This is a genomic window from Glycomyces mayteni (assembly GCF_042428885.1).
Classification (GTDB): Bacteria; Actinomycetota; Actinomycetes; order Mycobacteriales; family Micromonosporaceae; genus Glycomyces; species Glycomyces mayteni.
Window position 1 is genome coordinate 332468 of the sequence record NZ_JBHMBP010000001.1, and the last position, 26337, is coordinate 358804.

Below are 26337 nucleotides of genomic sequence, written 5' to 3' on the forward strand. Positions count from 1 at the left end.
TCTCCCGACCACCCTGCCCCGGTGTTTCCGTCCCGGCATGGGTGTAACCGGATCCCCACTCCCCCAAACCTTCCCCGCATCCGCGGCCGCTAACGGCTTGCCCGCGTCGCACCCCTCTGCCAGGCTCAGGCCATGACGCATTTCGACATCGTCCGGGTGGACCCCTCCGACCACGGGCTCGTCCAGTCCTGGCTCGACGCGCAGGAATCGGTGGAGGAGCACGACTTCCAGGGCCTGAGCCCGTGGCGCCCGCTCGGCCCCCTCGTCGGCCTGGTCGTCCCCGACCCCGACAACCGCCGCGAGCAGTGGGCGGCCGTCTGCGACGGCGAGGTCCTCGGCTACCTCACCCTGGTGCTCTCCGACCGCGACAACACCCACCTCGCGAACTTCTCGGCCGGCGTCCGCCCCGGATCGCGCCGCCGCGGCATCGGCTCGGCCCTGCTGCGGCACGCCGAGGAGCGCGCCGCCGCCGACGGGCGCACCACCGTCTCGACGTGGCTCGCGGTCCCCCACGAGAGCGCCCCCGACGTGCGCGGCGACGGCGGCCCGTTCCTGATCGACAACGGCTACAAGCGGTCCCTCGAAGCGGCCGTGCGCATGTGCGACCTCGACGCGGTCGACGAGGACGAGCTCGACCGGGTCTGGGACGCGGCCTGGGCGAAGGCCGACGGCTTCGAGCTGGTCAGCTTCCACGGCGTCCCGCCCGAACATGTCATCGAGGGCATGGCGTACCTCAACGCCCGCATGTACACCGACATGCCGCTGGGCGACTGGGACCTCCAGGAGGGCCGCATCACCGCCGACACCCTGCGCCTGTGGGAGCGCCAGCGCCTCCAGAAGGGGCAGCTCAACCTCCAGACCGCCGTCGTGCACCGCGAGAGCGGCGAGGTCGCCGGGTTCACCGAGATCCAGGTGACCGCCGGGAACGAGCGGGACTGCCACCAGGGCAACACGATCGTGGACCCGCGCTTCCGCGGGCACCGCCTCGGCACGATCCTCAAGATCGCGAACCAGCGGCGGCTGCGGTCGATGCGCCCGTGGATGCGGCGCGTGTGGACCGGCAACGCCGAGTCGAACTCGCAGATGATCAGCATCAACGAGGCCGTGGGCTACCGCCTCGCGGGGCACGAGACCGTCTTCCAGAAGAAACTGGCCTAGCGGATCAGGTCCTCGTGGATCGCGCGCCGCCGCGCGTGCAGCTCGGCGATCCGCTCGACAGCCGCCGCGTCCCCGCCGCGGGCCGCCTCGCGCAGCGAGTGGATCTCGTCCTCCAGGTCCAGACCCCGGCGGTTGAGCTCGAACAGCGTGCCGCCCACCTCCGGCTCGGGGGTCTCGCGGATGGCCCTGGCCCCTTCGGCGGTGACGCCGAACGGGGCCAGCCTCGCCGCGTCCAGTGCGAAGGCGCGGCGGTGGCCGGCGACCTTGTCCATCCGGTCCGAGCCCTCGCTCTGCATGTGCGACAGGCCGGTGTGGGCGTACAGCCACCACATGGTCTCGCCGTCGAGGTGGCGCACGTTGTAGTTCCAGGGGGCGAGGACCTGCGCGAGCGTGCGGTGGTTGTTGCGGTAGACCGTGCCCGGGTCCCCCGCCCGCTCCAGGAGGCTCAGTCCGATCGAGGGGCTGTGGTGGTAGGCGCGGTGCCCGGCGGCCCGGGACGGCACCCAGTTGCAGCCCAGGACCGGCGAGAGGATCGCGGGCGCGGTGCCGCCCGCCGCCAGGTACGCGGCGGCCTCCTCGTGGAGGCGGCCGGTGAGGCCGCGGTGGATCGCGTCGTCGTCGTCCAGGCGGGTGGTGAGGACCCAGCCCTTTTTGCGGGCCTTCGCCTCCTGGCGGACCCAGGCCGCGAGGTCGGGCACGAAGTCGCGCTTGAGCTCGGTCTCGGCGATCCTGATGTACGGGCGGCCCTCGGCGAGGCCGTCGAGGCGCTTGCGGGCGGCCGGGGGCATGTCCCGGTCGACCCCGATCACCCAGATGAAGTCGCGGTCGGTCTGGGCGTCGAGCGAGGCGAGCGTCAGGTGCTCCATCATGAGCTGGCGGTAGGCGAACCACTGCTCGTCGAACACGCCGATCCCGTGGCGGGTGGCGATGACGTGCAGGAACTCCTTGGACCGCGGGGCGGCGCGGCGCAGGCGGCGCTTGAGAGCGGCCGGGACGAGGGGCGACAGTCGCATGGGCTCACTTCCTCTGGGCGGGAGCGTGACTATGCCGTGAGAACGCCCCGGGGCCGTGGCCGGTTGCTTGCGCAGGGGTGAACTGTCCGCGAACACCCGGTGCTAGGCGGCGAGGCGGCGGCGCCACCACTCCAGGGTCTCGGCCAGCGCCGTGTCGGTGTCGGTCGCCTTGTCCCCGAACGTGTCGGTGAAGTCCGCGGACTCCATGACGTACGGCCCGTCCCACTGATGGCGGGTCTCGGCCATGCCCTTCATGGCGGGCTCGACGGCGCCGACGACGTGGATGAGGAACCACCAGGGCATCGTGGCGACGCGCACGGGGCCGCGGCCGAGGAGGCGGGCCATGGCCTGGATCATCTCGCGCTGGGAGGCGGCCGGGGCGGTGGGGACGTGCCAGGGGCGGCCCCAGGCGCGGTCGTCGCCGCCGAGGCGGATGAGGGCGCGGGCGACGTCGGGGATGTAGGTGAAGGAGTGGGGGGCGTCGCGGTCGCCGAGGACGGTGACGGTGCGCTTGCCCTGGACGACGGGGCGGACGACGCGCTCGCCGAGCATGGCGTCGGCGAGGGCGCCGGGGCCGAAGTAGTCGGAGCCGCGGGCTTCGGTGAAGCGGAGGTCGCCGCTCTCGTGGAGGGCCATGGCGTCGTTCCACATCTTGATGCGGATCTGCCCCTTGTGCCCTGGCGAGCGGAGGGCGGTGCGCTCGGTCATGGGCTCGGTGACGGGGCCGTAGACGTAGAGGTTGCCGGTGTTGACCAGGCCCGCGCCGTGGGCTTTGGCGGCGGCGAGGATGGCGGCGAACATGGGCGGCCACTCGTCGGCCCACTGGTGGTACCCGGCGGGGTTGGCGCAGTTGTAGATGACGTCGGCGCCTTTGGCGGCGGCGGTGAGGGCCTCGGCGTCGCGGGCATCGACCTTGACGTGCTCGATGCCCGGCTGCGAGGGGCCGCCGGAGCGGCTGAGCACGCGCACGCGCTCGCCGCGCTCGGCGAGGAGGCTCGCGACGGTGGAGCCGATCTGGCCTTTGCCGAGGATGACGTGGTCGGTCACTGGAGTTCCCTCTCTCTCATTCGAGAGCACTGCTCTCTGTTGAGAACAACGATCGCACACCCTCGCCGAAAATACAAGAGCACTGCTCTCTTTTTTGAGCACCGCCCTCATCCACAGGACTCGTCCACAGAGTTATCCACAAGTACGAAGTTCGCATTCGACACTCCGCTGCCCCACCTGTTGTAGTAGATAGCAAAAAACGTCATCCGCTGTCGGCGGGATGGCGGCGACAGAGGGGATTCGCGAACGTCGCCATACCGAGACCCGAGCGCGGGAACCCACCCGCGCTCGGGTCCCCGCCGACAGCACCGCTCCGCGGAGCACGCGGGCGGCCGACCTGACGAGGTCGGCCGCCCGCAAGAAGGCATCGATCGGGCGCTCAGCCCTCGCGGTTGGAGGCGTAGTTCTCCAGGTACTCCAGTTGCTCGGGGTCCAGGCTCGGCCGGACCCGCTCCATCGCCTGCTCGACGTGCCCGGCGCTGACGATGCTCGCGTCGAGGGACTCGCGCATGGCCGTCAGGGCGGCCTCCCGGACCAGGGCCGCGCAGTCCGCGGCCGAGTAGAGCCACAGCTCGTCGGCGACGGCGTCGAGGTCCACGTCCTCGGCGAACGGGACGTTCTTCGCGTTGGCGCGCAGGATGTCCGCGCGACCCCGCGCGTCGGGCGGCGGCACGTACACGAGGCGCTCCAGGCGGCCGGGGCGCAGCAGGGCCGGGTCGATCATGTCGGGCCGGTTGGTGGCGCCCACGACGACGACGTCGCGCAGGGCCTCGGCGCCGTCGAGCTCGGTCAGGAGCGCGGCGACCACCCGGTCGGCGGTGCCGCCGTCGGTCCCGGCCCCGCGGACCGGCGCGAGGGCGTCGAGCTCGTCGAAGAACATGAGGGTGGGGCTGGCCTGGCGGGCCCGGCGGAACAGCTCCCGCACGTTCTTCTCCGACTCGCCGACCCACTTGTTCAGCAGCTCGGAGCCCTTGACGCTCATGACGTTCGCGTGGCCCTCCCCCGCGACCGCGCGCACGATGTACGTCTTCCCGCACCCGGGCGGGCCGTACAGGAGGATGCCGCGCGGGGCCTCGATCCCCAGGCGTGTGAACGCGTCCGGGTACGTGAGGGGCCACAGGACCGTCTCGGTAAGGGTCTGCTTCAGGTCCTCCATGCCGCCGACGTCGGCGAGGGTGAGCCCGCCGAGTTCCACGGAGTCCCCGGCGAGGCTGGTGGGCCGCACCGATTCGAGCGCGCCGTCGAAGTCGGCGTTCTGGAGCGCGGTCGCCCCGCCGTCCTTGGCGCGCAGCGCGGCCCGCACGCCCGCCTCGCGGACCATCACCGCGAGGTCGGAGGCGACGTAGCCGGGGGCGCGGTGGGCGACCCCTTCGAGCTTGACGTCCTCGGCGACCTTCATCGAGCGCGTGAAGTACACGAGCAGGTCGCGGCGGGCTTCCGCGTCGGGCATGGGGACGACGACCTCGTGCTCCAGGCGCGAGCGCAGGGCGGCGTCGACGTCCTCGACGCGCGCGGTCGTGCACACCACGGCGTGCTCGCCCGCCTCCGCGAGGACCTCCTCCACGAGGCGGGAGAACATGGTGCCCAACGGGGTCCGGCGCCCCGCGGGCGCCAGGTGCTCGACGCCGCGGACGAGGAGCACCCCGGGGACGGCGAGTGCGGCGACGGCCGAGCGGAGCCGGTCGGCCGCGGCGTTCGCCTCCAGGGCCGCGAGGTCGGAGCCGGAGACCTCGCTGACGCGTGCGCCGACCGCCTCGGCGACGGAGCGGACGATCGTGGCCTTCCCGGCGCCCGAGGGGCCGGAGACGAGCACGCCCAGCGCCATGTCGGTGCCCACCACTTTGAGGACCTCGCGGTGGTTGAAGCCCAGGTCGAGCAGTTCCCGCAGTTCCTCGGCGGGGATCTTCGCGCCCGCGAGCTCGTCGTAGGGGATCGGGGCGACGCCCGGGACCGCCTGCGGCGCAGGCGTGTCGGCGAGGGGCGCGCGGGCCTCGGCGCGGGGCCGGGCCGCGCTCGCGGCCCCGCCGTAGGAGGCGGGCATCCGCTCCCCGGGCGCGCGGCCCGCGGGCAGCGGCAGGTCGGCGGGGAGATCGACGGCGGTGCGGACCTCGCCGACCCACTCCACGCGGGTGTCGGAGGTGATCATCGCGCCGCGGGCCGGATCGGCCTCGACCACGTTGAGCACCATGGTGGTCCAGCCCATGCCGAGCGTGTTGTTGAGGGTCCGGCGGGTCGCGGTGACCGCGTCCCGCGCGGAGGGGCCGAGCTCGATCGGCAGGAGCGAGACGTCGTCGCCCTCGCACACGACCTTCGACAGCAGCGCGAGCCGCAGCGTGTCCGGGTCGACCACGGCGACCGCGGAAGCCGGGCCCGACAGGACGACCCGGTCGGCGGCGGTGAGGGCGATCGGCGCGAGGCGCACGGGGTCGCCGTCGCGGGCCCCGATGTTCCCGAGCGTGAGGTCGTCGGCGTAGAGGGCGCGGCGGGACGCGTACCGGTCGGCTTCGAGGGCGATCGCGGCGGTCGTGCGCCGCCCCGTGATCCCGACGGCGTCGCCGGGGCGCAGGCCCAGGGCGGTGAGGGCCTCGGGGTGGAGGCGGACGATGCCGCGCCGCGCGTCGAGCGCGGCGCGGGCGCGGGTGGCGGTCAGAGTGAGGGTGCCGGTTGTGGTCACGCGGCCCAGCCTATTACGGACCGGGGCCGGTCGGCGACGCTCGCCTCCGGCCCCCGCGGTCGGGGGTGTCGGTTCGCAGTCGCCCCCGGCTGCAAGAGTGCCTGCGGGGTACGACAATGGGACGCGGCAGCGGGACGAGTCGGCCGGTCGGCGCGAACCGCCCGGCCCGGACAGGTCGCGGGGGTGCGGCCTACTCCTCGGCGGGGGTGAGGTCCATGCGGTAGACCGTGGCGCCGTCCTCCACGAGGACCGCGACCGCCGCGCCCTGGTCGGCGAACTCGCGCCACCGCTCGCCCAGCCACGACTCCGCGTCGCCCTGGCTGCCCAGGTCGCTGTCGGGGGTTTCGATGGCGTTGCCGTCGGCGTCTTCGAGCTTCCAGGTCCAAGTCATGGGGCAACAGTACGCGATCGGGCCCCGCGCCGGTTCCGTGAATCCGAGCCGGATTCCGCCGGCCCGGCCGCTCACCAGTCCCAGCGGTCGCTCATCGGCGCGGTCACCGGAGTGCGCTCGACCTGCACCGGCTCCGCCTCCCGGCGGCGGGGCCCGAAGGCCGCGCCGAGCGCGAACAGCGTCCACAAGGGCAGGAGTCCGAGCCACAGCCACGCCGGGGACACCGGCATCGGCGCGAGCGTCACGACCCCCCGGTCGATCGCGTCGAGCACCGCTAGGCCCCCGACGATCACGGTGAACCCGCCGAGGAACCGCACCCCGGCCCGGTACCAGGACCGCCCGGCCAGGAGCCACCCGCCGCCCCACAGGGCCACCGCGAGCGCCTCGTAGTCGGCCCGGCCCGACCACACCGCGAGCACGAACAGCAGCGCCCCGCACCCGGTCGCTATGGCGGAGAACGTCATCGCGCCCGCCCGCGGCGGGTTCGGGGACCTCGCGGCCCCGAGCCACCCGGCGCCCGCGAGGAACAGCAGGACCGCGGCGAACGCGACGGCGGTCTGGAACTCCAGCCGGTCGGTGAAGCGCGCCCCGAGCCAATCGCAGGTCGCCGACGGGTCGTCGCCGTCCCCGAGCCCGCACTCCCAGACCTTCAAGGTGCGCAGCGGGTCTCCGGCGATGCGTGCGACGTCGCCGCCGCAGGCGGGGAGCACCGCGGGGGTGGTGCGGTGCGTGCCGGGCTCGTCGAAGCAGGTCGCGGCGCCGGTCCCGTCCCACCACACGTCGAGGCGGTTGCGGTGCCGGGCGCCGTCCTCGCGGACTCCGTACGTGTTCTCGCTGAACGTGTTCCGGTCGCCGCCGAGCCCCGCGTCCTGTCCGGGGGCGCCCCAGGCGGCGATCCCGGCGGTCTGCTGGTTCCAGATCCGGTTCTCGGTGACGGCGGTGCCGGTGCCGTTCGCGGCGAGGATGCCGACGCCAGAGGGGTAGGTGCGGTCGGGGCACAGGTCGCCGCCGGTCCAGTCGCGTTCGGCCGCATCGGTCTCGCAGGCGGCGGTGCCGAGGAGGGCGTAGTGGTCGGTGTTGTTGCCGTACACGGTGTTGTCGGTGACGGCGATGTCGGCGGCGGGCCCGGAGTCGGCGACGACGAGTCCGGTCGTGTTGTCGTGCAGGCGGTTTCCGACGGCGCTGGCGGTGGTCTCGGTGCCGCGGATCTCGATGCCCGCGCCGTTGCCGGTGGCTTCGCAGCCGATGACGTCGGCGTGCGAGTTCTCGATGAGGACCCCGGCGGTGTCGGCGGCTTCGGCGCGGCAGTCGCGGACCTCGACGCCGGAGGAGTCGGCGACGTGGATGCCGGCGCCGTCGCTCTGGAAGGCGCCCACTTCGTCGAGGGTCGCGGACTCGACGGCGGTGAGCCGCAGGGCGGCGCCGCGGGCCTGGCCGAAGGAGACGCCCTTGACGTAGAGGCCGGAGGCGGCGTGGGCGGTGAGGACGGTGTCGGCGGCGAAGTGCGCGGAGACCTGCACGTCGTCGGGGCTGTCGCCGACGCCCTCGATCTGGAGGTGCTCGGTCTCGACGACGATGGCGGCGTCGACGGTGTAGTGGCCGGGGAGGATCTGGATGCGCGTGTCGGGTTCGGCGGCGGCGACGGCGGCGGGCAGGTCGCGGAAGCCGTCGGCGAGGCAGTCGTCTTGGAGGCGCTCGTTGGCGATGCGCTCGCTGTAGACGACGCCTTCGTTGCGTTCGGCGAAGTCCTCGGCGTCGTCGGTGCACACGAGCAGGAGCGGGCCGTCGTCGCGGTATGCGGGCGCTTCGGGTGCGGGCACGGCGGGGAACGGGTCGGGCTCGTCGAGTCGCGACTCGGTGGCGGTGCCGCCGACGTAGCAGGTGAAGACGAGCACGGCGAGGATGCCGGTCATGAACGCGAGCGCTGCGAGTCGGCGATCGGAGCGGGGCTGGCGGGGTGCGGGGGACACGTGCACAGGTTAGCCGCCGTCGCACACGGTGTGAAGAGCCGCGAATCGGCTGGGGCGCAAACATTTCGGGCGTTAAGAGCTTAGGCCCGTGATGCCGTCCCTAGCCCCCACCCTCCCAGAGGGGGACCGTAGGCGCCAGGTTGGCATGCGGGTCCGACAGAAACGGGCGCCCGAGGCCCCCGTGTCACCCGATCGGGTGCGGTCGCGTGCGCCACTGCCGCAGCGAATGCCGGGTGCGGCCGCCGTGGCGGCATACCGCCCGTGGTTGGGGCGGTATGCCGCTTGCGCAGCGGCTGCGCCGTCTGCACTGGAGGCCAGTACAGAGAAAGGGAGAACCTCTCACTTTACAGTGAGGGGTCCTCCCTTGCGGTACTCAGTCGGCCTGAGCAGCAGTCCCGAAGGGCTGCTTGCTACATCATGCCGCCCATGTCGCCCATGCCGCCGCCGGCGGCGCCGGCGCCTTCCTTCTCCGGGGCGTCGGCGACGACGGCCTCGGTGGTCAGGAACAGGGCGGCGATGGACGCGGCGTTCTGGAGCGCCGAGCGGGTCACCTTGGCCGGGTCGGGGATGCCCGCGGCGAGCATGTCGACGTACTCGCCGGTGTCGGCGTTGAGGCCGTGGCCCTGCGGCAGGCCGCGGACCTTCTCCACCACGACGCCGCCTTCGAGGCCGGCGTTCTCGGCGATCGCGCGGAGCGGCGCGCCGAGCGAGCGGCGGACGATCTCCACACCGGTGGCCTCGTCGCCCTCGGCCTCGACCTTCTCGAACGCGGAGTCGGCCTGGGCGAGCGCGGTGCCGCCGCCGGGGAGGATGCCCTCTTCCACGGCCGCCTTGGCGTTGCGCACGGCGTCTTCGACGCGGTGCTTGCGCTCCTTCAGCTCGACCTCGGTGGCCGCGCCGACCTTGATGACGGCGACGCCGCCGGCCAGGCGCGCGAGGCGCTCCTGGAGCTTCTCGCGGTCGTAGTCGGAGTCGGAGTTCTCGATCTCGGCGCGGATCTGGTTGATCCGGCCCTGGATCGCGTCCTCGTCGCCGCCGCCGTCGACGATGATGGTGTCGTCCTTGGTGATGACGACCTTGCGGGCCTGGCCCAGCAGGGACAGGTCGGTGTTCTCCAGCTTGAGGCCGAGCTCCTCGGAGATGACCTGGCCGCCGGTGAGGATGGCGATGTCGCCGAGCATGGCCTTGCGGCGGTCGCCGAAGCCGGGGGCCTTGACGGCGGCCGACTTGAAGATGCCGCGGATCTTGTTGACCACCAGGGTCGGGAGGGCTTCGCCGTCCACGTCCTCGGCGATGATCAGGAGCGGCTTGCCGGTCTGGGTGACCTTCTCCAGCGTGGGGAGGAGATCCTTGACCGCGGAGATCTTCTGGTTCGCGACGAGGATGTACGGCTCTTCGAGCACGGCCTCCATGCGGTCCTGGTCGGTCACGAAGTAACCGGACAGGTAGCCCTTGTCGAAGCGCATGCCCTCGGTGAGCTCCAGGTCGAGGCCGAAGGTGTTCGACTCCTCGACGGTGATGACGCCTTCCTTGCCGACCTTCTCCATCGCCTCGGCGATGATGGCGCCGACGGTGGTGTCGCCCGCGGAGATGGACGCGGTGTTCGCGATCTGCTCCTCGGTGTCGACCTCCTTGGCGGAGTCCTGGAGGTGCTGCACGACGGCCGCGACGGCCTTCTCGATGCCCTTCTTGATGCCGATCGGGTTGGCGCCGGCGGCGACCGCGCGGAGGCCTTCCTTGACGAGGGCCTGCGCGAGGACGGTCGCGGTGGTGGTGCCGTCGCCCGCGACGTCGTCGGTCTTCTTGGCGACCTCCTTGACGAGCTCGGCGCCGATCTTCTCGTAGGGGTCTTCGAGCTCGATCTCCTTGGCGACGGACACGCCGTCGTTGGTGATCGTGGGGGCGCCCCACTTCTTGTCCAGCACGACGTTGCGGCCCTTGGGGCCGAGGGTCACCTTGACGGCCTCCGCGAGGGTGTTCAAGCCCCGCTCCAGCCCGCGGCGAGCCTCCTCGTCGAATGCGATCATCTTCGCCATGTGGATGGCTTCCTTTCGGATAACGTTCGTGGTCGACGGTGAGGCGGCATACCCGCGACGGTGGGCCCTGGGGCCCGACCACCTCATCGCGTGTTTAGCACTCCCCAGCGGTGAGTGCCAAACCCAGTTGTAGCACTCTCGCCGTGAGAGTGCCAATCCGGGGCACGGAACCAGTGGTGGAAAGCGCGGACGCCGGGGCTCTCACCCCGGCGTCCGCTGCTTCGCGTCGGTTCCTACGGTGTCGGGGAGGGCGATCCGGGGTGGCCGGGCTCGCCGGGGCCGGTGTAGCCGCCGGGGGCCGCCGCGCCCGAGGCCTCGGCCGAGAGGGACGTGGCGGAGACGGACTCGGTGCGCCCGCGCAGCCACGCGTACGTGCACAGGGACGCCGAGAGGACCCAGATCATCGGGGCCAGGAGCAGCAGCGCCATGATCGCCTCGGTGACGACGGTGAGGATCGCGGCGAGCCAGCCCGCGAAGACCGCGTGCCACACGCCCGCGAGCAGCAGCCCGATGATGGCGATGAGGATGTTCGCGGCGATGGCGACGAGCACCACGATGCACAGGCGCCCGAGCGCGGGCCAGAACGCCGAGTGGGTGAGCTGGATCGACCGGGCGTAGGGGCTGCGGCGGGCCTCGAAGACGGCCGCGGGGGCCATGAGGCTGAGCGCGAAGATCGCCCACAGGCCCGGCAGGATGCACAGGACCAGGCCGACGGCGATGGTGACCCAGGCGAGCAGCAGCCACAGGAAGAACCGGCCGCCGCGCTTGAACCCGAAGGAGAACGCCTCGCCGAGGGACAGGAAGCCCCCGGCGGCCTCGGCGGCGGCGGTGCGCACGGCGCCCAGGACGGCCGAGCCGGAGACGTACAGGACCGCGAGCGTCAAGATCAGTCCGATGATCCCGGCGAGGACGCCCGGGGAGTACTCGCGGACGAACGCGCCCCAGTCGGTGACGACCACGTCCTTCTCGGGGGTGCGCACGTTGTTGTTGTAGGCGCCGAGGATCCAGCGCGGCAGGACCACGCCGATGAGGAGGATCAGGCCGACCGTGCGCCAGGAGCGCTGGACGACGTCGAAGGAGGCGTGCCACCAGCCCTCGAACGTGTCGGTGACGAGCGGGTCGCCGCCGGAGAAGCGGCCGGACGGCTCGTCGGTCTGACCGGGGTTCCAGTAAGGATCGTCGCTCATAGGCCGGATCGTAGTCCACGTAAACGCGCATATCAGACAAATGACCGCACCGCATCCGTTCGGGGACGCAGGTTCGCCCGTTCCGGCCGCTTCCGGGCCCGCGAAAGGTTAGCGTCGGCAGGTGTCGGCGCCGGTCGCGCCGGGTACCGGAGAGCGCAGTGCAGCGCCATCGACACGGGGAGGACCGAGATGTCCCATCGCGAGTACCCGGCCGCGAGCCGCGAGAAGACCTTCTTCGGGCATCCGCGCGGCCTCGCCGTCCTGTTCGGGACCGAGATGTGGGAGCGGTTCAGCTTCTACGGCCTCCAGGGCATCCTGCTGACGTTCCTCACCGCGAGCGTCCTCCACAACGGCCTGGGCCTGAGCGACACCGTCGCCGTGCCGATCGCGTCGCTGTACTCCGGCGCGGTGTACCTGACGTCGCTGCCGGGCGGATGGCTCGCCGACCGCGTCCTGGGCGCGCGGCGCGCGGTGCTCATCGGCGGCGTGATCATCATGTGCGGCCACATCTCCATGGCGATCCCGGTGAGCGGGCCGGGCCTGGTGTTCTTCGGCCTGTTCCTGGTCGTGCTCGGCTCGGGCCTGCTCAAGCCGAACATCTCCGTCATGGTCGGGCGCCTCTACGACGGCGACTCGGACGCGCGCCGCGACTCCGGCTTCTCCGTGTTCTACATGGGCATCAACCTCGGCGGGTTCCTCGGCATCCTCGTGACGCCCTACCTCGCCGGGGACGACCGCTGGCACCTGGGCTTCGGCGCCGCCGCCGTCGGCATGGCGCTGGGCCTGCTCTGGTACGTGCGCGGCTGGTCGCGCCTGACGAACACCGGCATCGGGCCCTCGCGGCCCCTCGCCGACGACGAGCGCGGCAAGGTAGTGCGGGTCGTCGTCGTCTCGCTCGTGATCGCGGCCGTGGCGATCGCGATCTGGGCGGCCACCGGGACGCTGACGCTCTCCACGGTGCCCACCGTCGTCACGATCCTGTCGATCGCGGCCGCGGTCTGGTACTTCATCTACATCTTCGGCGAGGCGAAGGACGTGACGGCCGCCGAGAAGGCGGGCCTGCGCGCGTACGTCGGCCTGTTCATCGCCTCCGTCGTGTTCTGGATGCTGTACCTCCAGATGGGCTCGATCCTCACCGCGTTCGCCTCGAACTCCGTGGACCTCGACTCGTGGGGCTTCCACCTGCCCGCGGGCGGCGTGCAGAACTTCAACTCGATCTTCATCCTGGTCTTCTCCCCGATCTTCGGCGCGATCTGGCTCAAGGCCGGGTCGGGCTTCGGCACGGCGTACAAGTTCGCGCTCGGCGTGGGCCTGACGGGCCTGTCGTGGGTGTTCCTCGGGTGGCTCCAGGGCCGCGCCGACTCAGGCATCCTGGTCGCGCTCGGATGGATGGTCGTGGTGTACCTGCTGCTGACGTGGGGCGAGCTGTGCGTCTCCCCCGTGGGCCTGTCGGTGACGACGCAGCTCGCGCCCTCGAACCTCAAGGGCCAGTTGATGGGCGTGTGGTTCCTCGGCCCGGCCGTGGGCACGCCCCTCGGCGGGCAGGCGTACGCGTTCCTGGTGCCGAAGGTCGGCGAGCAGGCGTTCTTCTACATCCTCGCGGGGATCGCGATCCTCACCGCGGTGGTCCTGGCGGTCTTCAGCCCGGCGCTGCACCGGCTCATGGGCCGCGGCGGGCACGGCCCCGACGCCGTCATGGAGACCCCGGCCGAGCCCCGCAAGGACGACTAACGGGGAGGACCGGCCGAGACGGCGGCGGCGGCGCTTAGCGGCGCAGCCACCACTCCCCGGCCTGGGCCATGAAGCGCCGCACCGGGTTCTGCCGCGGCAGCGACGCGGCGCTGGGCCCGGGATGGGACGCGGCGAAGCCCGGTTCGATGAGCCGCGGCTTCAGCGCTTCGACCGGCTTGATCCACGAGTCCGTCTCGGACCCGTCGGGGTCGGCGGCCCAGCGGCGGCCGACCCGGTCGATCCCGATCGGGTAGACCGTCGCCCCTTCGGCGTCGACGCGGATGCGCAGGAAGCACTTCTGGTCGATCACCGACATGCCCGCGAACAGCTCGTTGGCGTTGACGCCCAGGCGGTTCGCGACCACGAGGTAGAGACCCACGAGCCAGGTCCCGGCGAGCCCGGCGAGCGGCAGGTAGACCAGGTACGTCCACAGTGACACGTCGTCGAACTGCTTGATGATCTGCGCGCCCGTCCACGACAGCGCCACCTGCGCGAGCCCGTGCAGGGCCCCGAGCGTGTAGTGCCTGCCGGTGCGGCTGCCCTGCCCGGGGTGCGCGAAGCCCACGCCCGCACCGAGGAGCACCGCCGCCGCGGCCACGGTGGTCCCGGTGCCCTCCAGGATGGACACCGTCGCGATGAGCGAGACCACGGCCATGAGCGCCACGAAGCCCTTGTTCAGCCACGGCAGCCGCGCGAGGATCCCGAACGCGTAGCTCAGCGACTTCGCCTTCGACGGGTACGTCTGGGTGAGGCGGTACTCCCGTTCGGGCGCATCGGGTTCGGGCACCGACTTGCGCGGCGCCGTCAGCGACTCCGGCAGCGTGTGCGTCGGCGACAGGTACGCCCCGCCGCCCCCCGCGCCCACCAGGTGCCGCACACCGTCCACTTCGGAGTAGTGGGCGTAGTGGTGGCGGTCCCCGGTGAGGATGAGCGGCACCCGCCCGCCCCGCGCGGCGATGACGTCCCGGATGAAGTGGTCGATCCGGTCGAACGAGCGCGGGTCCTCCTCGGTCCACAGCCACGAGGGCTGCGCCACGCACAGGATCACCTGGTCGCCCGGCTGCATCCGCTCGGCCGCGCGCTGGAAGTACTCGATCTGGTTCTGGTCCAGGTGCGTGTCGAACTGCGCGTCGAGCGCGAACAGCCACCAGCGGTGCGGCAGGTTCAGCGCGTAGTAGGAGCGCTTCTGGAACGTCCGGTACCCGCCGATCGTGCGGCCCTCGGTGAACTGCCGCGCGAACGCGGTGAGCCCGTCGAACCAGTCGTGGTTCCCCGGGATCGCGTACAGCGCAACCGGACTGCCCGGGTTCGCGGCCTCGTACGGGCCCTTCATCCGCTGCTCGTACTCGACCCAGTCCCCCGCCGGGTACACCTCGTCGCCGCCCATGACGAGCACCGACCCGCGCGGCAGCCGCTCGCCGCCGACGTCCAGTTCGTCCTGGGCCATGAGGTACGCGACCGAGTAGGTGGCGTTGAACCCGTCGCCGATGTCGGCGACGTAGTCGATCCACAGCTCCTCGGCGCCGGAGTGGTCGTAGACCGGCTGCGGGCGGCCCCCGATGATCTCGCGCTTGTCGACGTAGCCGCCGAACACGCGGGCGAGGCCGAAGCGCATGCTCGTGTCGATGAGCGTGCGCGGCGACAGCCAGCGCACGGGCTTCTGGGGGACGAAGCGGAGCTGTTCGGGGGTGAGGTCCTTGGGGCGGTGGGACATAGGTCCCATCATGGCACGGTCTGGGGCAGGGTGGTACCCGTGCGAACCGGTTCGGGTGGCGGTCCGTCGCGGCCTACACTCGCGCCATGACTGAGACCCGCAGTGCCGGCCCCGGCGACATCGACGAGCTCGTCCGGTTCCGGGCGGCCCTGCTCTCGGAGTGGTTCGACACGTCCGATCCGCAGTGGCGTGCGGTGACCGCGGCGACGCTGGCGCGGCGGCTCGCCGAGCCGTCTCCGACGATGCATGCCGTGGTCGTGGATGCGCCGGACGGGTCGGGGCGTCTGGCTTCGTGCGCGGTGGGGACGGTGAGCGAGCGTCTGCCGACTCCGGGGAATCCGTCGGGCTTGTACGGGTGGGTGTTCAATGTGGTCACCGATGACGCGTGGCGGCGGCGGGGGTACGGGCGGGCGTGCATGGACGCGCTGGTGGAGTGGTTCCGCGCCAACGGGGTGGGGACGGTGGAGTTGCTGGCGACGGACAAGGGGCTGGGTCTGTACGAGCAGTTGGGGTTCACGGTCTCCTCGGAGCCCGCGATGCGGCTGTCGACTTGATCCGCCACCAGGTCCACACTGCGAGGGCTCCGAGTACTACGGGTGCGGCGGCGGGTCCCCACCAGGCCCAGTTGGCGGCGGTGAGGGCGCTGGTGAGGGCTGGTTCGGGGGCGTCGGCGCAGGTGCCGATGTCGCCGGTGGGGTCGACGTGGAAGCAGTCGGCTTCGACTGGCGCGCCGTCGCCGACTCCGGCGAGGGCTCCGTAGAGGAGGACCGCTGTGAGGCAGGCGAGGAGCAGGAGTGGGAAGCGCAAGGGCCTCAGTCCTCGACGCTCATCGACGGCGGTTTGAACCACCCTGAGGCTCCGAGTGCGAGGAGCAGCAGGATCGCGAAGGCGAGCGCGGCGAGCACGAGCGCGGGGAGTACGGACCCGATGAGCGCGACGACGGCGAGGCCGATGATGGCGGCGATCCGGGAGCGGGAGACGCGGCCGGTCTCGGCCCGCACGGCGATCGAGTTCCCGACGAGGAACACCACCGGCCCCCCGACCACGGTGATCACGGTCGCAGCCCCGCCGCTCCCGAACGGCTCGGCGACGACGAGCGCCGCTCCGACCACGGTCGCGACAGCCCCGACCCCCATGAGCCCCAACGCCCCGCCACGAGTCCCGCTCCGATACAACCGCCACAGCACCACCACGGTCGCAAGCCCGACCGCCACCCCGACCACAACCCCCACGACCACCCCACCTCCTACCCGCAATGTGGACCCGGCAACTCCTCCGATGCTATCGCTCTGCCCGTGTCCCAGAGCGCTAAAGGAACAGGCAGAAGGGGTGGCCGGCGGGGTCGAGGAGGACTCTGACGTCGGGTTGGGGTTGGTGGGGGGCGAGGCGGGCGCCTTGGTCGGCGGCGTGGGCGACGGCGGTGTCGAGGTCGTCGACGTGGATGTCGAGGTGCTGGGTGGCGTGGGGGCGGCCGGGGCGGGCGGGCCAGACGGGGGGCTGCCAGTGCTGCTCGTACTCGAAGTTGAGGGTGAGGCCCTCGCCGGTGCGGACCTGGGCCCATCCGGCTTCGGCGGGTTCGCCGGCGCGGGGCGGTTCGCTGACGGCGACGGGGACGCCGAGGAGGCGCGCGTAGAAGTCGGCGAGGGCGCGCGGGTCGGGCGCGGTGACGGTGACGGAGGTCAGGGTGAGTCGTGTGCCGCTCATCTGCCGAGAGTATCGCCGCGGACGGCTGGGCTTAACCCGTTCGGGCTATATGCGAATGGCGCCGGATCACGGTCGGCGCCGCGGGTCCCCACCGTGCCGAGCGGCGTCGGGCACGGCCCAAAATGCAAATGCATCTATGAATTCGAAGTGGCGCATGCGGGAATGCGGCGGCTCGCGGCTAAGAAGACGTACGTCAGGCTTAAATGGGGCTCGACCCATCCGACCTCAGTAGACTCGTGGCGCAACGCTTGAACGCGAAAGGTACTACCTTCCGGATCGCGTGGGCGGGCGGCCGTTCTTCTTTCCCTCCCCGCGTTGACAGCGGAACCGGCCCAGGTAATACTCGTAGCGGCGTGCAGACAGCGGTCCACCACGGCAGTCAGGTCTGGCTCCGACAAACCGCAGAGCCGTCTCGGCCGTCCCGATCCGGACGACGGCGTGGGCGCCAGGCATTTTTTGCTTCGAGTTCAGGGTGGTTTCAGATCACGAATGAACGACAGATTTCCCGGCGCGAGCTTCGTGCCCCTGAGAACCGTCCTCGTCGTCGGCCGGACTTACCAGTCCCTGGCAAGGATCGACCTCGATCTGACCCCTCATCTCCAGGGGACCGACATCAAAGTCGAGTACTCCCTACTTCCCGGATCGGATTACTTCGCGGGCGCACTCGCCTGGGGACGCCGCAAGCGGATCGCACCCTTGAAATGGTTCAAGGCCCTCGGTCTCGATCCGGACCTCGTGATCTCTTCCAGTCCGCACAAGGACCTTCATCGTTTCAACTGCCATGTGCTGACACTGCCGCACGGCGCCGGTCACAACCGGTTGCGCAAGGGGATCAACGGGGTCTCGGGGATCTCCCCCAGCCAACACGTCGGCGACAACGGGAAGCTCACCACTTGCATCGCGCTCCCTGGTCCGGAGTCGCTCGCCCAATTGGAGCGCGATTTCCCCGCGGCCGTCCCGCACGCGCAGGTCACGGGGGACGTGTGCATGGAGCGGCTGGAGAAGAGCCGCCATCGCAAGTTCGTGTACCGCGCGCACTACGGCATCGCGCCCGAGCAGCGGCTGATCGTCCTCTCAAGCTCGTTCGGACCGAACTCGCTGGCGGTGCGGCACCTCGACTTCGTCCGGGACCTGCTCGACAGGCTGCCCGACACGTTCAGGGTCGCCGTGGTCGCGCACCCGAACCTGGAGTTCGACAACGGGATCGCGCTGTCGACGCTGCTCGACAAGCAGCGCGCCAACGGACTGATCATGACCGAACCGGAGGAGTGGCGGGACCTGTCCATCGCCGCGGACCTGGTGATCGGCGACATGGGGTCGACGACCTTCTACTCCGCCGCGATCGGCAAGCCCGTGGCGACGCTGCCCGGTATCGGCACTGACGACATCTGCGCGGACTCGCCGCTTCACCGGTTCCGCGAGGCATTGCCCCTCATCGACGAGCACAGGGACTTGGGCCGTCAGTTGGAGGCGCTGATCGACGGGTGGACGCCGCTCGACTTCGACTTCACTCAGGTGCTGGCCAAAGTCGAGTTCAGCACCGCGCAGCGGCTCGCCGAGATCGTGCACGAGCTCCTCGAATTGGAGTCCGCACCGAGAGCGCGGGTGAAACTCATCCCGTCTGGGACGCCGCTTCCGGGAAGCGAGGCCACGGGAGCGTTCTCCGTCGTCTGGGATCTGGACCGAGGCGAAGGTGATCGCCGGTGCTACCCGGCGACGGAGCAATGGAGGCCGGGCTCGCACCGGCTCGCCGAGGGGGGCTGCCTGGACAGCGAGATGACGAGCACCGCTGACGTGATCCGCTTCCACGAGAGGATCCACACCGAGCCCGAGGCGGCTGCGCTGGCGGAGAGCGTCCGGTCGGGCAATCCGCTGGTGGAGAACATCAGCGTGATGATCGACGCCAAGCAGGTGTACATCGATCTGAAAGGCGGGGAGAGGATCAAGGTGCAGGGGGAGCGGCGGGTGCTCGACTGGATCGCCACCGCGATCTGCCTAATGCTGGAGAAGCTGGCGTCGAAGGCGATCGCCGTCGACATCTCCGATGTCTTCGTATATCTCAAGCGCCTGTTCAAGGTACCGCTTGCCTTCGTCCTCGCCTAGGGCGTTGCCGAGCCGCTCAAGGAACCGCGCCTCGTGGACCGCGAGGCCGAGCCGGTGCATCCATCCGATGGCCTTCAGCGCCTCCTCGGTCGCTCCCGGCTCTTCCGCCAGGTCGAGCATGGCCAGCTCGAACCGGACCATCGCCGCGGTCCTCGCGTCCTCTGCCTCGACGAACTTGTCCAGCGCCTTCTCGAAATACCCCCTCGCGCTGAAGGAGTCATCTATGTCCACATGGGCCTGACCGAGGAAGAGCAGCTGCCAGGCTTCGGATCTGGCCCGCCCTCGGGTTCGGGCGTTGGCCAGCGCCGCCTGATAGACCTCCACCGCCTCGTCCGGACGTCCCTGCTTGTGGAGGAGCCTGCCCCGCAGTTCGGTCGCGGTCCCCATGAGCGCCAAGTCGCCTTCGTCCTGCGCGAGTGCGAGCGCCTGGATCAAGACCTCGTCGGCCTCCCCGAAACGCCCTTGGTCGGTGAGCGTCTTGCCGAGCAGCGACAGGATCCGGGACTCGGCGCGCGCGCTGTCGGCCACGACGGCCGCCAGGCGATAGCACCGTTCGGCCTCTTTCGGGTGCGGTGCGTTGGTGTAGAACGCCCACATGGATTCGGCGAGCGACCAGGCTTCGGTCCGCCAGCCGTGCAGGGCCGCGATCCTCATGGCGTTCAGCAGTGCATGGTGGTTCCGTTCGAACCAGTTGAGCGCCTCAGCGCTGTCGGTGAACCCCTGGGTCCGGATGTCGTCGGGGGCGACGCCGAGGCGAAGCCGGTCCCCCATGATGGCCTCGTCTGCAAGCCTTGCGCGCCGGAGGTACCAGCGGAGCGTCTGGTGCATGGCGGTGAACAGTTCCACTGGAAGGCTTCTCGCGCCGCGTGCCCTGTTGGCGTCACGGATGACGAACGGCTCCAGCCGGTATCGTCCCGGATGCGATTCGGAGACGAGCTGTGCGTTTACCAGTTCCTCGAATGCGTCTGAGTGCGCGTCGTCGGGAGTGCGGAATATCGAGAGCATCGACTGCTCGAACTCCTCGCCGGGGAGTGCGCTCAAGTAGTCGGAAAGCCATGCGGCGGAGGGGCTCAAGGCCTTGAAAGTCTCATTCAGGACGCGCTCCGGCGAATACGACGCCAGGACTCCGGTCTCTGATCGGCCGTTGCGGTGGCGTCTCGCTCGCATCAGTCCCGCGAGTCGTCTGACCTTCGCCGGAGACCCTCCGTGGACTTCGACGAGCGCGCCGGATTCCGAGGCTTCGATCCAGGGGCAAAGGCGCTGCAACAGGAGAGCGGCGTCCGCTGGATCGAGTTCGCTGAGTTCGAATTGCTGGAGGTCTGGGTCGTCGAGTCGGTGCTCTGCATTCAACAGGAGGCTCGACTGCCGGGAACTCGGCTGGAACAGCATGGCCTCTTTCGCGCGGTCCACGCCGTCGACCATGACGAGAAGCGTCTTGTCACTGGTGATGGAGCGATAATGACTGAGAAGCGCGCCGAGGGAATCGGACAGGCGGTCGCTCGGTTCGCCGAGTCTCATGAGCACTGATCTCATCGCGGATACAGGTCGCTCGGCTGACAGGTCGATGAAGATCTGGCCGTCGGGGAATCGTTCGCGGAGCAGTTCGGCGATCTTCAGCATCAGCGCGGTCTTACCCGTGCCCGATTGCGCGAAGACCGCCACGGGCGATCGTTCGGGTGCGGTCAGGCGCTCTATGACCGCTTCGAGTACTTCGCTGCGGTCGACCCAGTGACGAGGCGGCAGCGCCGCCTCCATCGGCTTCGGAGGCTTGATGGCCCCCAACTGGACCGAGTAAGCCTGAATAAGGTTCTCGATCCTGGCGTCCTGGAGATGGTTACGGAAGTTGGACTCGTCTGGTATGGCGGTTCACTCCTTCCGACCCAACGTCCTAGCGATCGGCCACGGAACCCTTGACCCTATGATCACATGCCGATACGCAGAGATACCATAGACGTCCCCCGTTTGGTTGGGTTTTGCTGGATCAGAGGCGCGCGCAGAGGCAGGGAGAGGGACTGCCGAGAGGTGGCCGTTCTCGTCGGCCACGCTACAGGCATCATTAGCGGTTGTCCAGAACTCTGTGCCAGGCATCCGGCTCCTCGAATCTCCCCGTCCGGTACCGCGTCCTGGGACCACGTTGTCCCTGGAAGTCATTGCGCTAGAGGGTAAGTGAGTCCAAACACAATACTAGAATCCTACCCGTGGCGTAAAGACCCCTCGCCCCTCGATTCCCCGGCAGCGGCACCGGGTGCCAGCCTGAAGGCACGCGCTACCAGCGAAACTCGCATCGAAGTCGAACTTCCGGAAGATCACCGACAATCACAGGTGATTATTTCAAATATTCCGAGCAGACCGATTGTTCATTTCCTGACTCTTCTCGAATTGGAAGGACTTCATTTACTTTCGTTGGCTCTGGAGTTCATTGCGAGGTTCTCGCCGTAAGTGAAGCGAGTACGACGGACGGACCGGGGACCCTGCGACGGACATTGTTCGCAGGGCCCCGGGTCGGGGCCGGTCATGCGTTGAGGGCGTCGGTGATCTTTCGGGTCATGTCGGCCATGGTGGGGCTGGGTTCGCCGCGGTGGGCGCGGTTGGCGGCGGCGAGGGCGACGGTGATGGTGTGGCGGAAGTTCTCGGCTTCGGCGGGGTCCTGGGCTTCGAGGAGTTTGACCGAATCGGTCAGGGCGGGGAGGACCTGGTCGGCGAGGGCGGCGGAGGTCTTGGCCTGGAGTTTGAAGTCGCGCTGCTTCTCGGCGAGGACGTGGCCGACCGCGCCGGTGGCGGCCGTGAGGGCGAGGGAGCCGTCGGTGGCGACCTTGTGGGCCGATCCGGCGATGCCCGCGTACGACATGAGGGTGACGGCGCCGAAGGCGGCGGTGCGGATGGTGGACTTGTCCTGGGCGGTGAGTTCGACGGTCATGGCGGTGCTCCTGGTCTCGGTGTTGCGGTCGGCGGGCGGGATCTCGACGATAAGCCGGTGGTGGTCGGTATCGGTCGTGTTCCGCTCATGTCCGCAACTATCGGCGCGGCCGCTGACAGGGCGCTGACATGCCGCTGAGCCGCATGAACGCGGGAGCCCCGGCCGCTGTCAGCGGCCGGGGCTCCCGTCATCGAACGGTGTTATGCCTGTTCAAGGGCATTGAGGGCGGCGGCGAGCGCGTCCGCCGCCGCGTCCACCTCGCCCTGGGCGGCGTCCGTGCCGACCGCGGCGGCCGCGTCGCGGGCCGCGGTCAGGGCCGTCCAGGACGCGGGCGTCCAGTCGGCTTCGGCGAGGTCCGCGGCCTCGCCGAGGAGCAGTTCGAGCCCCGTCCGGTCGGCGGTCTTCACGAGGAACTCGACCTCGGCGAGGTTCGTGTTCCCGCTCGGGGCATTCACCCGCAGCGCCCCGTACTCGACGGCCCCGGCGAGGTCGATCGTGTTCCAGCCCGCGCTCGCGCTCGTCGCGGTGGCGAAGGTCGTCCACGTCGCGCCGCCGTCGTTCGAGCCCTGGAACTGGACGCCGACGGCCCGCGAGACGTGGGTCGAGCGCGGGTGGAACCGCACGGCCTCCACGGTGAACGCGGCGTCGCCGCCGGGCAGGACCCGCACCCAGCCGCTGGCGGCCGTGGTGTCGGTGTACGTGGCGGTGTCGCCGTCGAAGAGCGCCCACCCGTTGGCGGCGGCGTCCTTCGTGCCGTCCCAGGAGCCGCTGCTCGCCGCGACCCAGGCCGCGTCCACCGCGGCGGCCTGCGCGGTCGCCGGGGCTTCGAGGAGGCCCCAGGCGTCGAGGAGCCGGCGCGCGAGCGCGGTCCCGTCGGCGCCTTCGGCTTCGGCGGCGGCCTTGACGGCGTCGAGTTCGCGGGTGAACAGGATCGCCGATGCCCGCGAGTGCGCGTCGAGGTCGACGGCTTCGGCCCGGGCGACGATGGCGTCCAGGTCGAGGCCGAGGCTGCCGAAGACGCGCAGTTCCGCGATGTCGATGAGCGCGCCGTTGGACACCCGCAGGTACCGGTGGCCTTCGGTCCCTTCGGCGTCGAGGCCCTGCCAGGACAGGGTCTTGACCGCGGGGTCGGTGAGCCGCGTCCACGATTCGAGGTCGTTCGAGCCCTCCAGGACGAGGTCGGCCATGCGGATCATGCCGTTGTTGTCCTGCCGGGCGAGGAAGTCGGCGCGGTCGAGCGTGAGGCTCGCGCCCTCGCCGAAGTCCCAGATCAGCGTGGACCGCCCGTCCACGACGGGCACGTCGCTGAACGTCGCGGCGTTCCCGTCGAGCATCGCCGCCGAGTGCGGGGCCTTCGCCGTGTCCGGTTCGCCTGCGGCCGTGACGACCTCGGCGGCCGACAGGTCCACGAGGTTCCGCTCGTCGGAGCCGTACAGGACGGTCCCGTCGGTCGAGCCGTGGACCGTCGCGGCGGTGTCGCCGTCGGCCGTGGTGTGGTCGATCGCCAGGTCGAGCGGGCCGCCGCCGTCGAGGTCGCCGAGGACGCCCGTGGCCGTCCAGTTCAGACCGTCCTCTGAGGCGACGGTGAGCGGCTGGCCCACGATCGACGCCGTCACGCCGGTGATCGCGGCCGGGCTGGTGAACGCGACGTCCACCGCATCGCCCGCGGTCACCCTGCCCGCCAGCGCGTCAGGGGACGCGATCGTGGCGGTGGTGATCGTCCCGGGGACCTCGCTGCGTTCACCGTCGATGCGGAACTCGCCGATCGACCAGATGCCCGGGTAGGCCGGGTCGGTCGGGATGCCCGGCTCGTCGAGCTGGACCTTCAGGTACCGGTACGCCTCGCCCGCGTGCTCGGCGACGACCGGGATGGACTCCGTGCGGCTCGTCTCGGTGGTCGGGTGCTCGGTGAGGAGGTCCCAGGTGACGCCGTCGTTCGAGCCGTACACGTTGGTGCCCTGCGAGCGGTTCGGGAACAGCGAGCGGGCCTGGAACGCGAACGACTCGGCCGAGATCCGGTACTGCGTCCCGAAGTCGAGCGTGAACGAGCCCGACCGCAGGTCGCCTGCGTGGGTGGTGTTGTCGCCGTCGGCGAGTGCGGCGACCGCGGCGGCGTTGACCCCGGTGGGGGCCGCGGCGCCGGTGTAGTCGAACGTGCCGTCGGCCAGCAGCGGGTTGAGCGGCACGAGCGCGCTGATCGCGTCGAGCAGGGCGTCCATCGCGGCGTCGAACTCGGCCTGAGTGCCGTGGCGGGCGGCGTCCTTGGCCGCGTCGCGGGCGGTCTCGAACGGCTCGTGCGTGGCGGTGGTGTACTCGGTGCGGCGGTCCGTGCCGTGCTTGACGGCGTTCTCGACGGTCTGCTTCCGGTTGGGGGACACGACGAGTTCGACGGTGCGGGCGGCCACGGACTCGCCGTCGTCGGCCACGACCTGGACCTCGTAGGTGCGGGTCTCGCGCTTGGCGGGCTCCCAGGTGAGGACCCCGGTGGCGGTGTCGAAGTCGGCGCCGCGCGGCAGGCCGTCGGCCGTGTAGGCCACGGTCCCTTCGGTGTCGGAGGCGGACAGGTCGATGGCCGCCTCGTCGCGGGCCGTCAGGAAGTAGGCGTCCTGAGTGGATTCGAAGACGGGCGCGGTGAGGTCGGTGGCGGCGGAGAGGGTCACCGAGTCGAGGTCGACGGTGGTCCCCTCGGCGCCGGTGAGGCGGTAAAAGTTGACGTTCTGGCCGCCCGCGGGGTACGTGACGTATCGCCATTCGCCGCCGGTGTCCGGCAGTTCGAGCGCCGCGAGCGTCCGCGTCGGCGCCTCGTCGGGGTTGAGGCCGGTGGCCTCCTCCTTGTAGAGGACCTCCAGGCCGGCGGGGCCGTCGCTGCGGAAGCGCAGGCCGATGCGGGCGTTCGCGCCGTACATCATGCGCCCGACGACGCTGGTCGTGCCGTCCTCGGTGAGCGAGGCGCGCGCGAACGTCTCGCCGTCCTCGGTGACGAGCCCGGTGCCCGCGTCGAGGGCCAGCGAGGCGTCGGCGAACGACAGCTCCGGGGTCTCGGGGAGCGGCGCGGGCTCGGTCCCGGCGAGGGACTCGGGGAACGCCACCCAGTACTCGGGGTTCTTGTCGCCCGGGGACCAGAAGTTCGCGACGCCCGTGCCGTACCAGTAGTACGGGCCGGTCATGCGGTCGGCGAGCTCGGCGAGGTGCGGGGCCTCGGCGGCGACGTCCACGCCGCGTTCGAGCGCGTACTCGTAGTACAGCTCGTTGACGGGGTTGAACAGGCGCCCGCGGTACGCCTGGGCGATGGTGACGCCCTGGCCGGTCTCGTCGATCCACGGCGTGGGCGCGCCCATCATGAAGCCGTAGAAGACGTTCGCGCCGTCGAGGAGCCGCCGGTCGAGGAAGTCGTAGGCGGACACGGCGTCAGCGGACTCGGAGACGGTCCCGGCGTCCGGATCGACTTTCGTCCCTTGGACTTCGAGCATGCGTGCGAGGCCGGTGAAGTTGTCGATGTTGCACTCGCCGTGCGCCTGGTCGCGGCCCATCTCGCGCATCTGCACGAAGTCGGTGCCGTAGGGGTTGCGCGGGTCGTCGGCGTCGATGCGCGGCAGCAGCGGCGCGAGCGCGCCGTTGTCGTACGCGGTGTCGCCGGAGTTGACGGTGAACCACTCGACGCCGGTGGCGTAGGCGTCGGCGTCGTCGGCGTAGATCGCGGTCGCGATGCGCCCGAACAGGCCGAAGTTGTGCTGGTTCATCCACCGCTCGTTGGAGAACAGGAACGTCTCCACCACGGGGTCGGCGAAGTTCGCGAGCAGGTCCGCGTCGTCCTCGTCGGACCAGGCGACGTCGTAGCCGCCGTACTCGCCGGGGGTGTCGTCGTCCACCGGGTCGGTGGCGCGGATGATCTCGGCGGCCATGAGGAACTGGTAGAGCGGGTGGCCGGTGTGGATGTGGGCGTCCGGGAAGTACGCGTACTTCGTGGGGTCCATGTTCGCCCAGGTCCGCAGGGCCTGGATGGCGTTGCGGCGGTACACCTCGTCGCCGGTGACCGTCCACATGAGCGCCTGGGTGAGCGCGCCGAAGGAGTCGTTGGTCTCGCGGTTGCGCATGCCGACCTGCACGAAGGTGGGGTCGAGCGGCACGTCGGGTTCGGCGGCGGACTTGGAGTTCGACGCCCGGTACGTCGTGGACGCGAAGGCCGTGTCGGCCATCGCGGCGAAGTAGGAGGCCCAGGGCTCCTGGCCGGCGCGGGCCATCTCCTGGGCGCTGCGCAGGTCGTCGGCGGTCAGGCCCACGCCCGGGTGCACGAACCCGGCGTCGGAGACCGTCTCGTTGATCGCCACGACATGGTCGGTGAGGAGGTCGCCGTACTGCGTCGTCTGCGCCTGCGCCTGGGCAGGCAGCGAGAGCAGGCCGAGCCCCGTGGCGAGGGCGGCGCCGGTCGCCAAGAGGCGCAGGCGCTTTCGGTGAGGGACATGCCCCGATGCACGTCTTTCCAATGCACTGTCCTTCCGGATATCAGCATCCATCTATGCGGACGATAGCGGTTGCACGGGCCCGAATCAAGGACATGACAGATAACGGTCTCTGCACAATCGGGCGTTTCCGGGAGAGGCGACTCGACCGGTTACCGAATCGTTATGTCCGAACGACAGCGCTTCTAGCTGGAAGATCAGACCCTAACTACGGGACGACTACGCCGGGGCA

Annotated in this window: 18 protein-coding genes; 4 read left to right on the top strand and 14 right to left on the bottom strand. The window is 70.4% G+C overall.

Annotation, left to right across the window (positions count from 1 at the left end; genetic code table 11):
* Positions 1 to 132 precede the first annotated feature (132 nt).
* Positions 133 to 1158: a GNAT family N-acetyltransferase gene (locus tag ACFFXY_RS01575; RefSeq protein WP_382345205.1), complete on the top strand. Its 1026-nt coding sequence runs from the start codon at positions 133 to 135 to the stop codon at positions 1156 to 1158.
* Here ACFFXY_RS01575 and ACFFXY_RS01580 read toward each other — a convergent pair.
* From ACFFXY_RS01580 to ACFFXY_RS01610, 7 genes are all read right to left on the bottom strand, one after another.
* On the bottom strand, positions 1155 to 2171 hold the full coding sequence (locus ACFFXY_RS01580; protein WP_382345207.1) for a glycosyltransferase: 1017 nt from the start codon (positions 2169 to 2171) through the stop codon (positions 1155 to 1157). The genes ACFFXY_RS01575 and ACFFXY_RS01580 overlap by 4 nt on opposite strands.
* A 102-nt stretch (positions 2172 to 2273) precedes the next feature.
* A complete protein-coding gene (locus ACFFXY_RS01585) occupies positions 2274 to 3218 on the bottom strand; it encodes an NAD-dependent epimerase/dehydratase family protein (protein WP_382345209.1) in 945 nt (314 codons plus the stop codon).
* Between the two features lie 379 nt (positions 3219 to 3597).
* Positions 3598 to 5892, bottom strand: a complete 2295-nt coding sequence (locus tag ACFFXY_RS01590) for an AAA family ATPase (RefSeq protein ID WP_382345211.1) — start codon at positions 5890 to 5892, stop codon at positions 3598 to 3600.
* A 190-nt stretch (positions 5893 to 6082) separates the two neighbouring features.
* Positions 6083 to 6283, bottom strand: a complete 201-nt coding sequence (locus ACFFXY_RS01595) for a hypothetical protein (protein WP_359945649.1) — start codon at positions 6281 to 6283, stop codon at positions 6083 to 6085.
* Positions 6284 to 6354: 71 nt separating this feature from the next.
* A complete protein-coding gene (locus ACFFXY_RS01600; RefSeq protein WP_382345214.1) occupies positions 6355 to 8253 on the bottom strand; it encodes a right-handed parallel beta-helix repeat-containing protein in 1899 nt (632 codons plus the stop codon).
* 410 nt (positions 8254 to 8663) lie between these two features.
* A complete protein-coding gene (gene groL, locus ACFFXY_RS01605; protein WP_382345216.1) occupies positions 8664 to 10289 on the bottom strand; it encodes a chaperonin GroEL in 1626 nt (541 codons plus the stop codon).
* 233 nt (positions 10290 to 10522) lie between these two features.
* Positions 10523 to 11476 carry a hypothetical protein gene (locus ACFFXY_RS01610; RefSeq protein ID WP_382345218.1) on the bottom strand — a complete coding sequence of 318 codons (954 nt, stop codon included), beginning with the start codon at positions 11474 to 11476 and terminating at the stop codon, positions 10523 to 10525.
* A gap of 189 nt (positions 11477 to 11665) precedes the next feature.
* Here ACFFXY_RS01610 and ACFFXY_RS01615 point away from each other — a divergent pair, with 189 nt between their 5' ends.
* The gene (locus ACFFXY_RS01615) at positions 11666 to 13207 is read left to right on the top strand and encodes a peptide MFS transporter (protein WP_382345220.1); all 1542 of its coding nucleotides are present in this window, start codon (positions 11666 to 11668) and stop codon (positions 13205 to 13207) included.
* 34 nt (positions 13208 to 13241) lie between these two features.
* On the opposite strand, the gene ACFFXY_RS01620 is transcribed toward ACFFXY_RS01615, so the two are convergent.
* The gene (locus tag ACFFXY_RS01620) at positions 13242 to 14921 is read right to left on the bottom strand and encodes a metallophosphoesterase (protein WP_382345222.1); all 1680 of its coding nucleotides are present in this window, start codon (positions 14919 to 14921) and stop codon (positions 13242 to 13244) included.
* Positions 14922 to 15007: 86 nt separating this feature from the next.
* On the opposite strand from ACFFXY_RS01620, the gene ACFFXY_RS01625 reads away from it, so the two are divergent.
* Entirely contained in the window at positions 15008 to 15475 is a 468-nt protein-coding gene (locus tag ACFFXY_RS01625) for a GNAT family N-acetyltransferase (RefSeq protein WP_382345224.1), read from the top strand.
* Here the strand turns inward: ACFFXY_RS01625 and ACFFXY_RS01630 are convergent.
* The 3 genes from ACFFXY_RS01630 to ACFFXY_RS01640 all read right to left on the bottom strand — a co-directional run bounded on the left by ACFFXY_RS01630 (position 15435) and on the right by ACFFXY_RS01640 (position 16625).
* Positions 15435 to 15728 carry a hypothetical protein gene (locus ACFFXY_RS01630; protein ID WP_382345226.1) on the bottom strand — a complete coding sequence of 98 codons (294 nt, stop codon included), beginning with the start codon at positions 15726 to 15728 and terminating at the stop codon, positions 15435 to 15437. The two genes, ACFFXY_RS01625 and ACFFXY_RS01630, sit on opposite strands and share 41 nt — an antisense overlap.
* Before the next feature lie 5 nt (positions 15729 to 15733).
* Positions 15734 to 16057 carry a hypothetical protein gene (locus ACFFXY_RS01635; protein WP_382345228.1) on the bottom strand — a complete coding sequence of 108 codons (324 nt, stop codon included), beginning with the start codon at positions 16055 to 16057 and terminating at the stop codon, positions 15734 to 15736.
* Between the two features lie 172 nt (positions 16058 to 16229).
* Entirely contained in the window at positions 16230 to 16625 is a 396-nt protein-coding gene (locus tag ACFFXY_RS01640) for a VOC family protein (protein WP_382345230.1), read from the bottom strand.
* Positions 16626 to 17114: 489 nt separating this feature from the next.
* Between ACFFXY_RS01640 and ACFFXY_RS01645 the strand changes: the two genes are divergently transcribed.
* A complete protein-coding gene (locus ACFFXY_RS01645) occupies positions 17115 to 18728 on the top strand; it encodes a hypothetical protein (protein WP_382345232.1) in 1614 nt (537 codons plus the stop codon).
* Here ACFFXY_RS01645 and ACFFXY_RS01650 read toward each other — a convergent pair.
* From ACFFXY_RS01650 to ACFFXY_RS01660, 3 genes are all read right to left on the bottom strand, one after another.
* Positions 18621 to 20510 carry a tetratricopeptide repeat protein gene (locus ACFFXY_RS01650; RefSeq protein ID WP_382345234.1) on the bottom strand — a complete coding sequence of 630 codons (1890 nt, stop codon included), beginning with the start codon at positions 20508 to 20510 and terminating at the stop codon, positions 18621 to 18623. The genes ACFFXY_RS01645 and ACFFXY_RS01650 overlap by 108 nt on opposite strands.
* 730 nt (positions 20511 to 21240) lie before the next feature.
* Positions 21241 to 21645, bottom strand: coding sequence for a hypothetical protein (locus ACFFXY_RS01655; protein ID WP_382345236.1), 405 nt, complete (start codon positions 21643 to 21645; stop codon positions 21241 to 21243).
* Positions 21646 to 21845: 200 nt separating this feature from the next.
* Positions 21846 to 26078, bottom strand: coding sequence for a putative Ig domain-containing protein (locus tag ACFFXY_RS01660; RefSeq protein WP_382345238.1), 4233 nt, complete (start codon positions 26076 to 26078; stop codon positions 21846 to 21848).
* Positions 26079 to 26337 lie beyond the last annotated feature (259 nt).

Excerpts from the sequence above, each read along its gene's own strand:
- ACFFXY_RS01655 (WP_382345236.1), bottom strand. The coding sequence starts at position 21,645 with ATGACCGTCGAACTCACCGCCCAGGACAAGTCCACCATCCGCACCGCC.
- ACFFXY_RS01620 (WP_382345222.1), bottom strand. The coding sequence starts at position 14,921 with ATGTCCCACCGCCCCAAGGACCTCACCCCCGAACAGCTCCGCTTCGTC.
- ACFFXY_RS01575 (WP_382345205.1), top strand. The coding sequence starts at position 133 with ATGACGCATTTCGACATCGTCCGGGTGGACCCCTCCGACCACGGGCTC.
- ACFFXY_RS01610 (WP_382345218.1), bottom strand. The coding sequence starts at position 11,476 with ATGAGCGACGATCCTTACTGGAACCCCGGTCAGACCGACGAGCCGTCC.
- ACFFXY_RS01615 (WP_382345220.1), top strand. The coding sequence starts at position 11,666 with ATGTCCCATCGCGAGTACCCGGCCGCGAGCCGCGAGAAGACCTTCTTC.
- ACFFXY_RS01645 (WP_382345232.1), top strand. The coding sequence starts at position 17,115 with ATGAACGACAGATTTCCCGGCGCGAGCTTCGTGCCCCTGAGAACCGTC.
- groL (WP_382345216.1), bottom strand. The coding sequence starts at position 10,289 with ATGGCGAAGATGATCGCATTCGACGAGGAGGCTCGCCGCGGGCTGGAG.
- ACFFXY_RS01640 (WP_382345230.1), bottom strand. The coding sequence starts at position 16,625 with ATGAGCGGCACACGACTCACCCTGACCTCCGTCACCGTCACCGCGCCC.
- ACFFXY_RS01595 (WP_359945649.1), bottom strand. The coding sequence starts at position 6,283 with ATGACTTGGACCTGGAAGCTCGAAGACGCCGACGGCAACGCCATCGAA.
- ACFFXY_RS01635 (WP_382345228.1), bottom strand. The coding sequence starts at position 16,057 with ATGGGGGTCGGGGCTGTCGCGACCGTGGTCGGAGCGGCGCTCGTCGTC.
- ACFFXY_RS01625 (WP_382345224.1), top strand. The coding sequence starts at position 15,008 with ATGACTGAGACCCGCAGTGCCGGCCCCGGCGACATCGACGAGCTCGTC.
- ACFFXY_RS01580 (WP_382345207.1), bottom strand. The coding sequence starts at position 2,171 with ATGCGACTGTCGCCCCTCGTCCCGGCCGCTCTCAAGCGCCGCCTGCGC.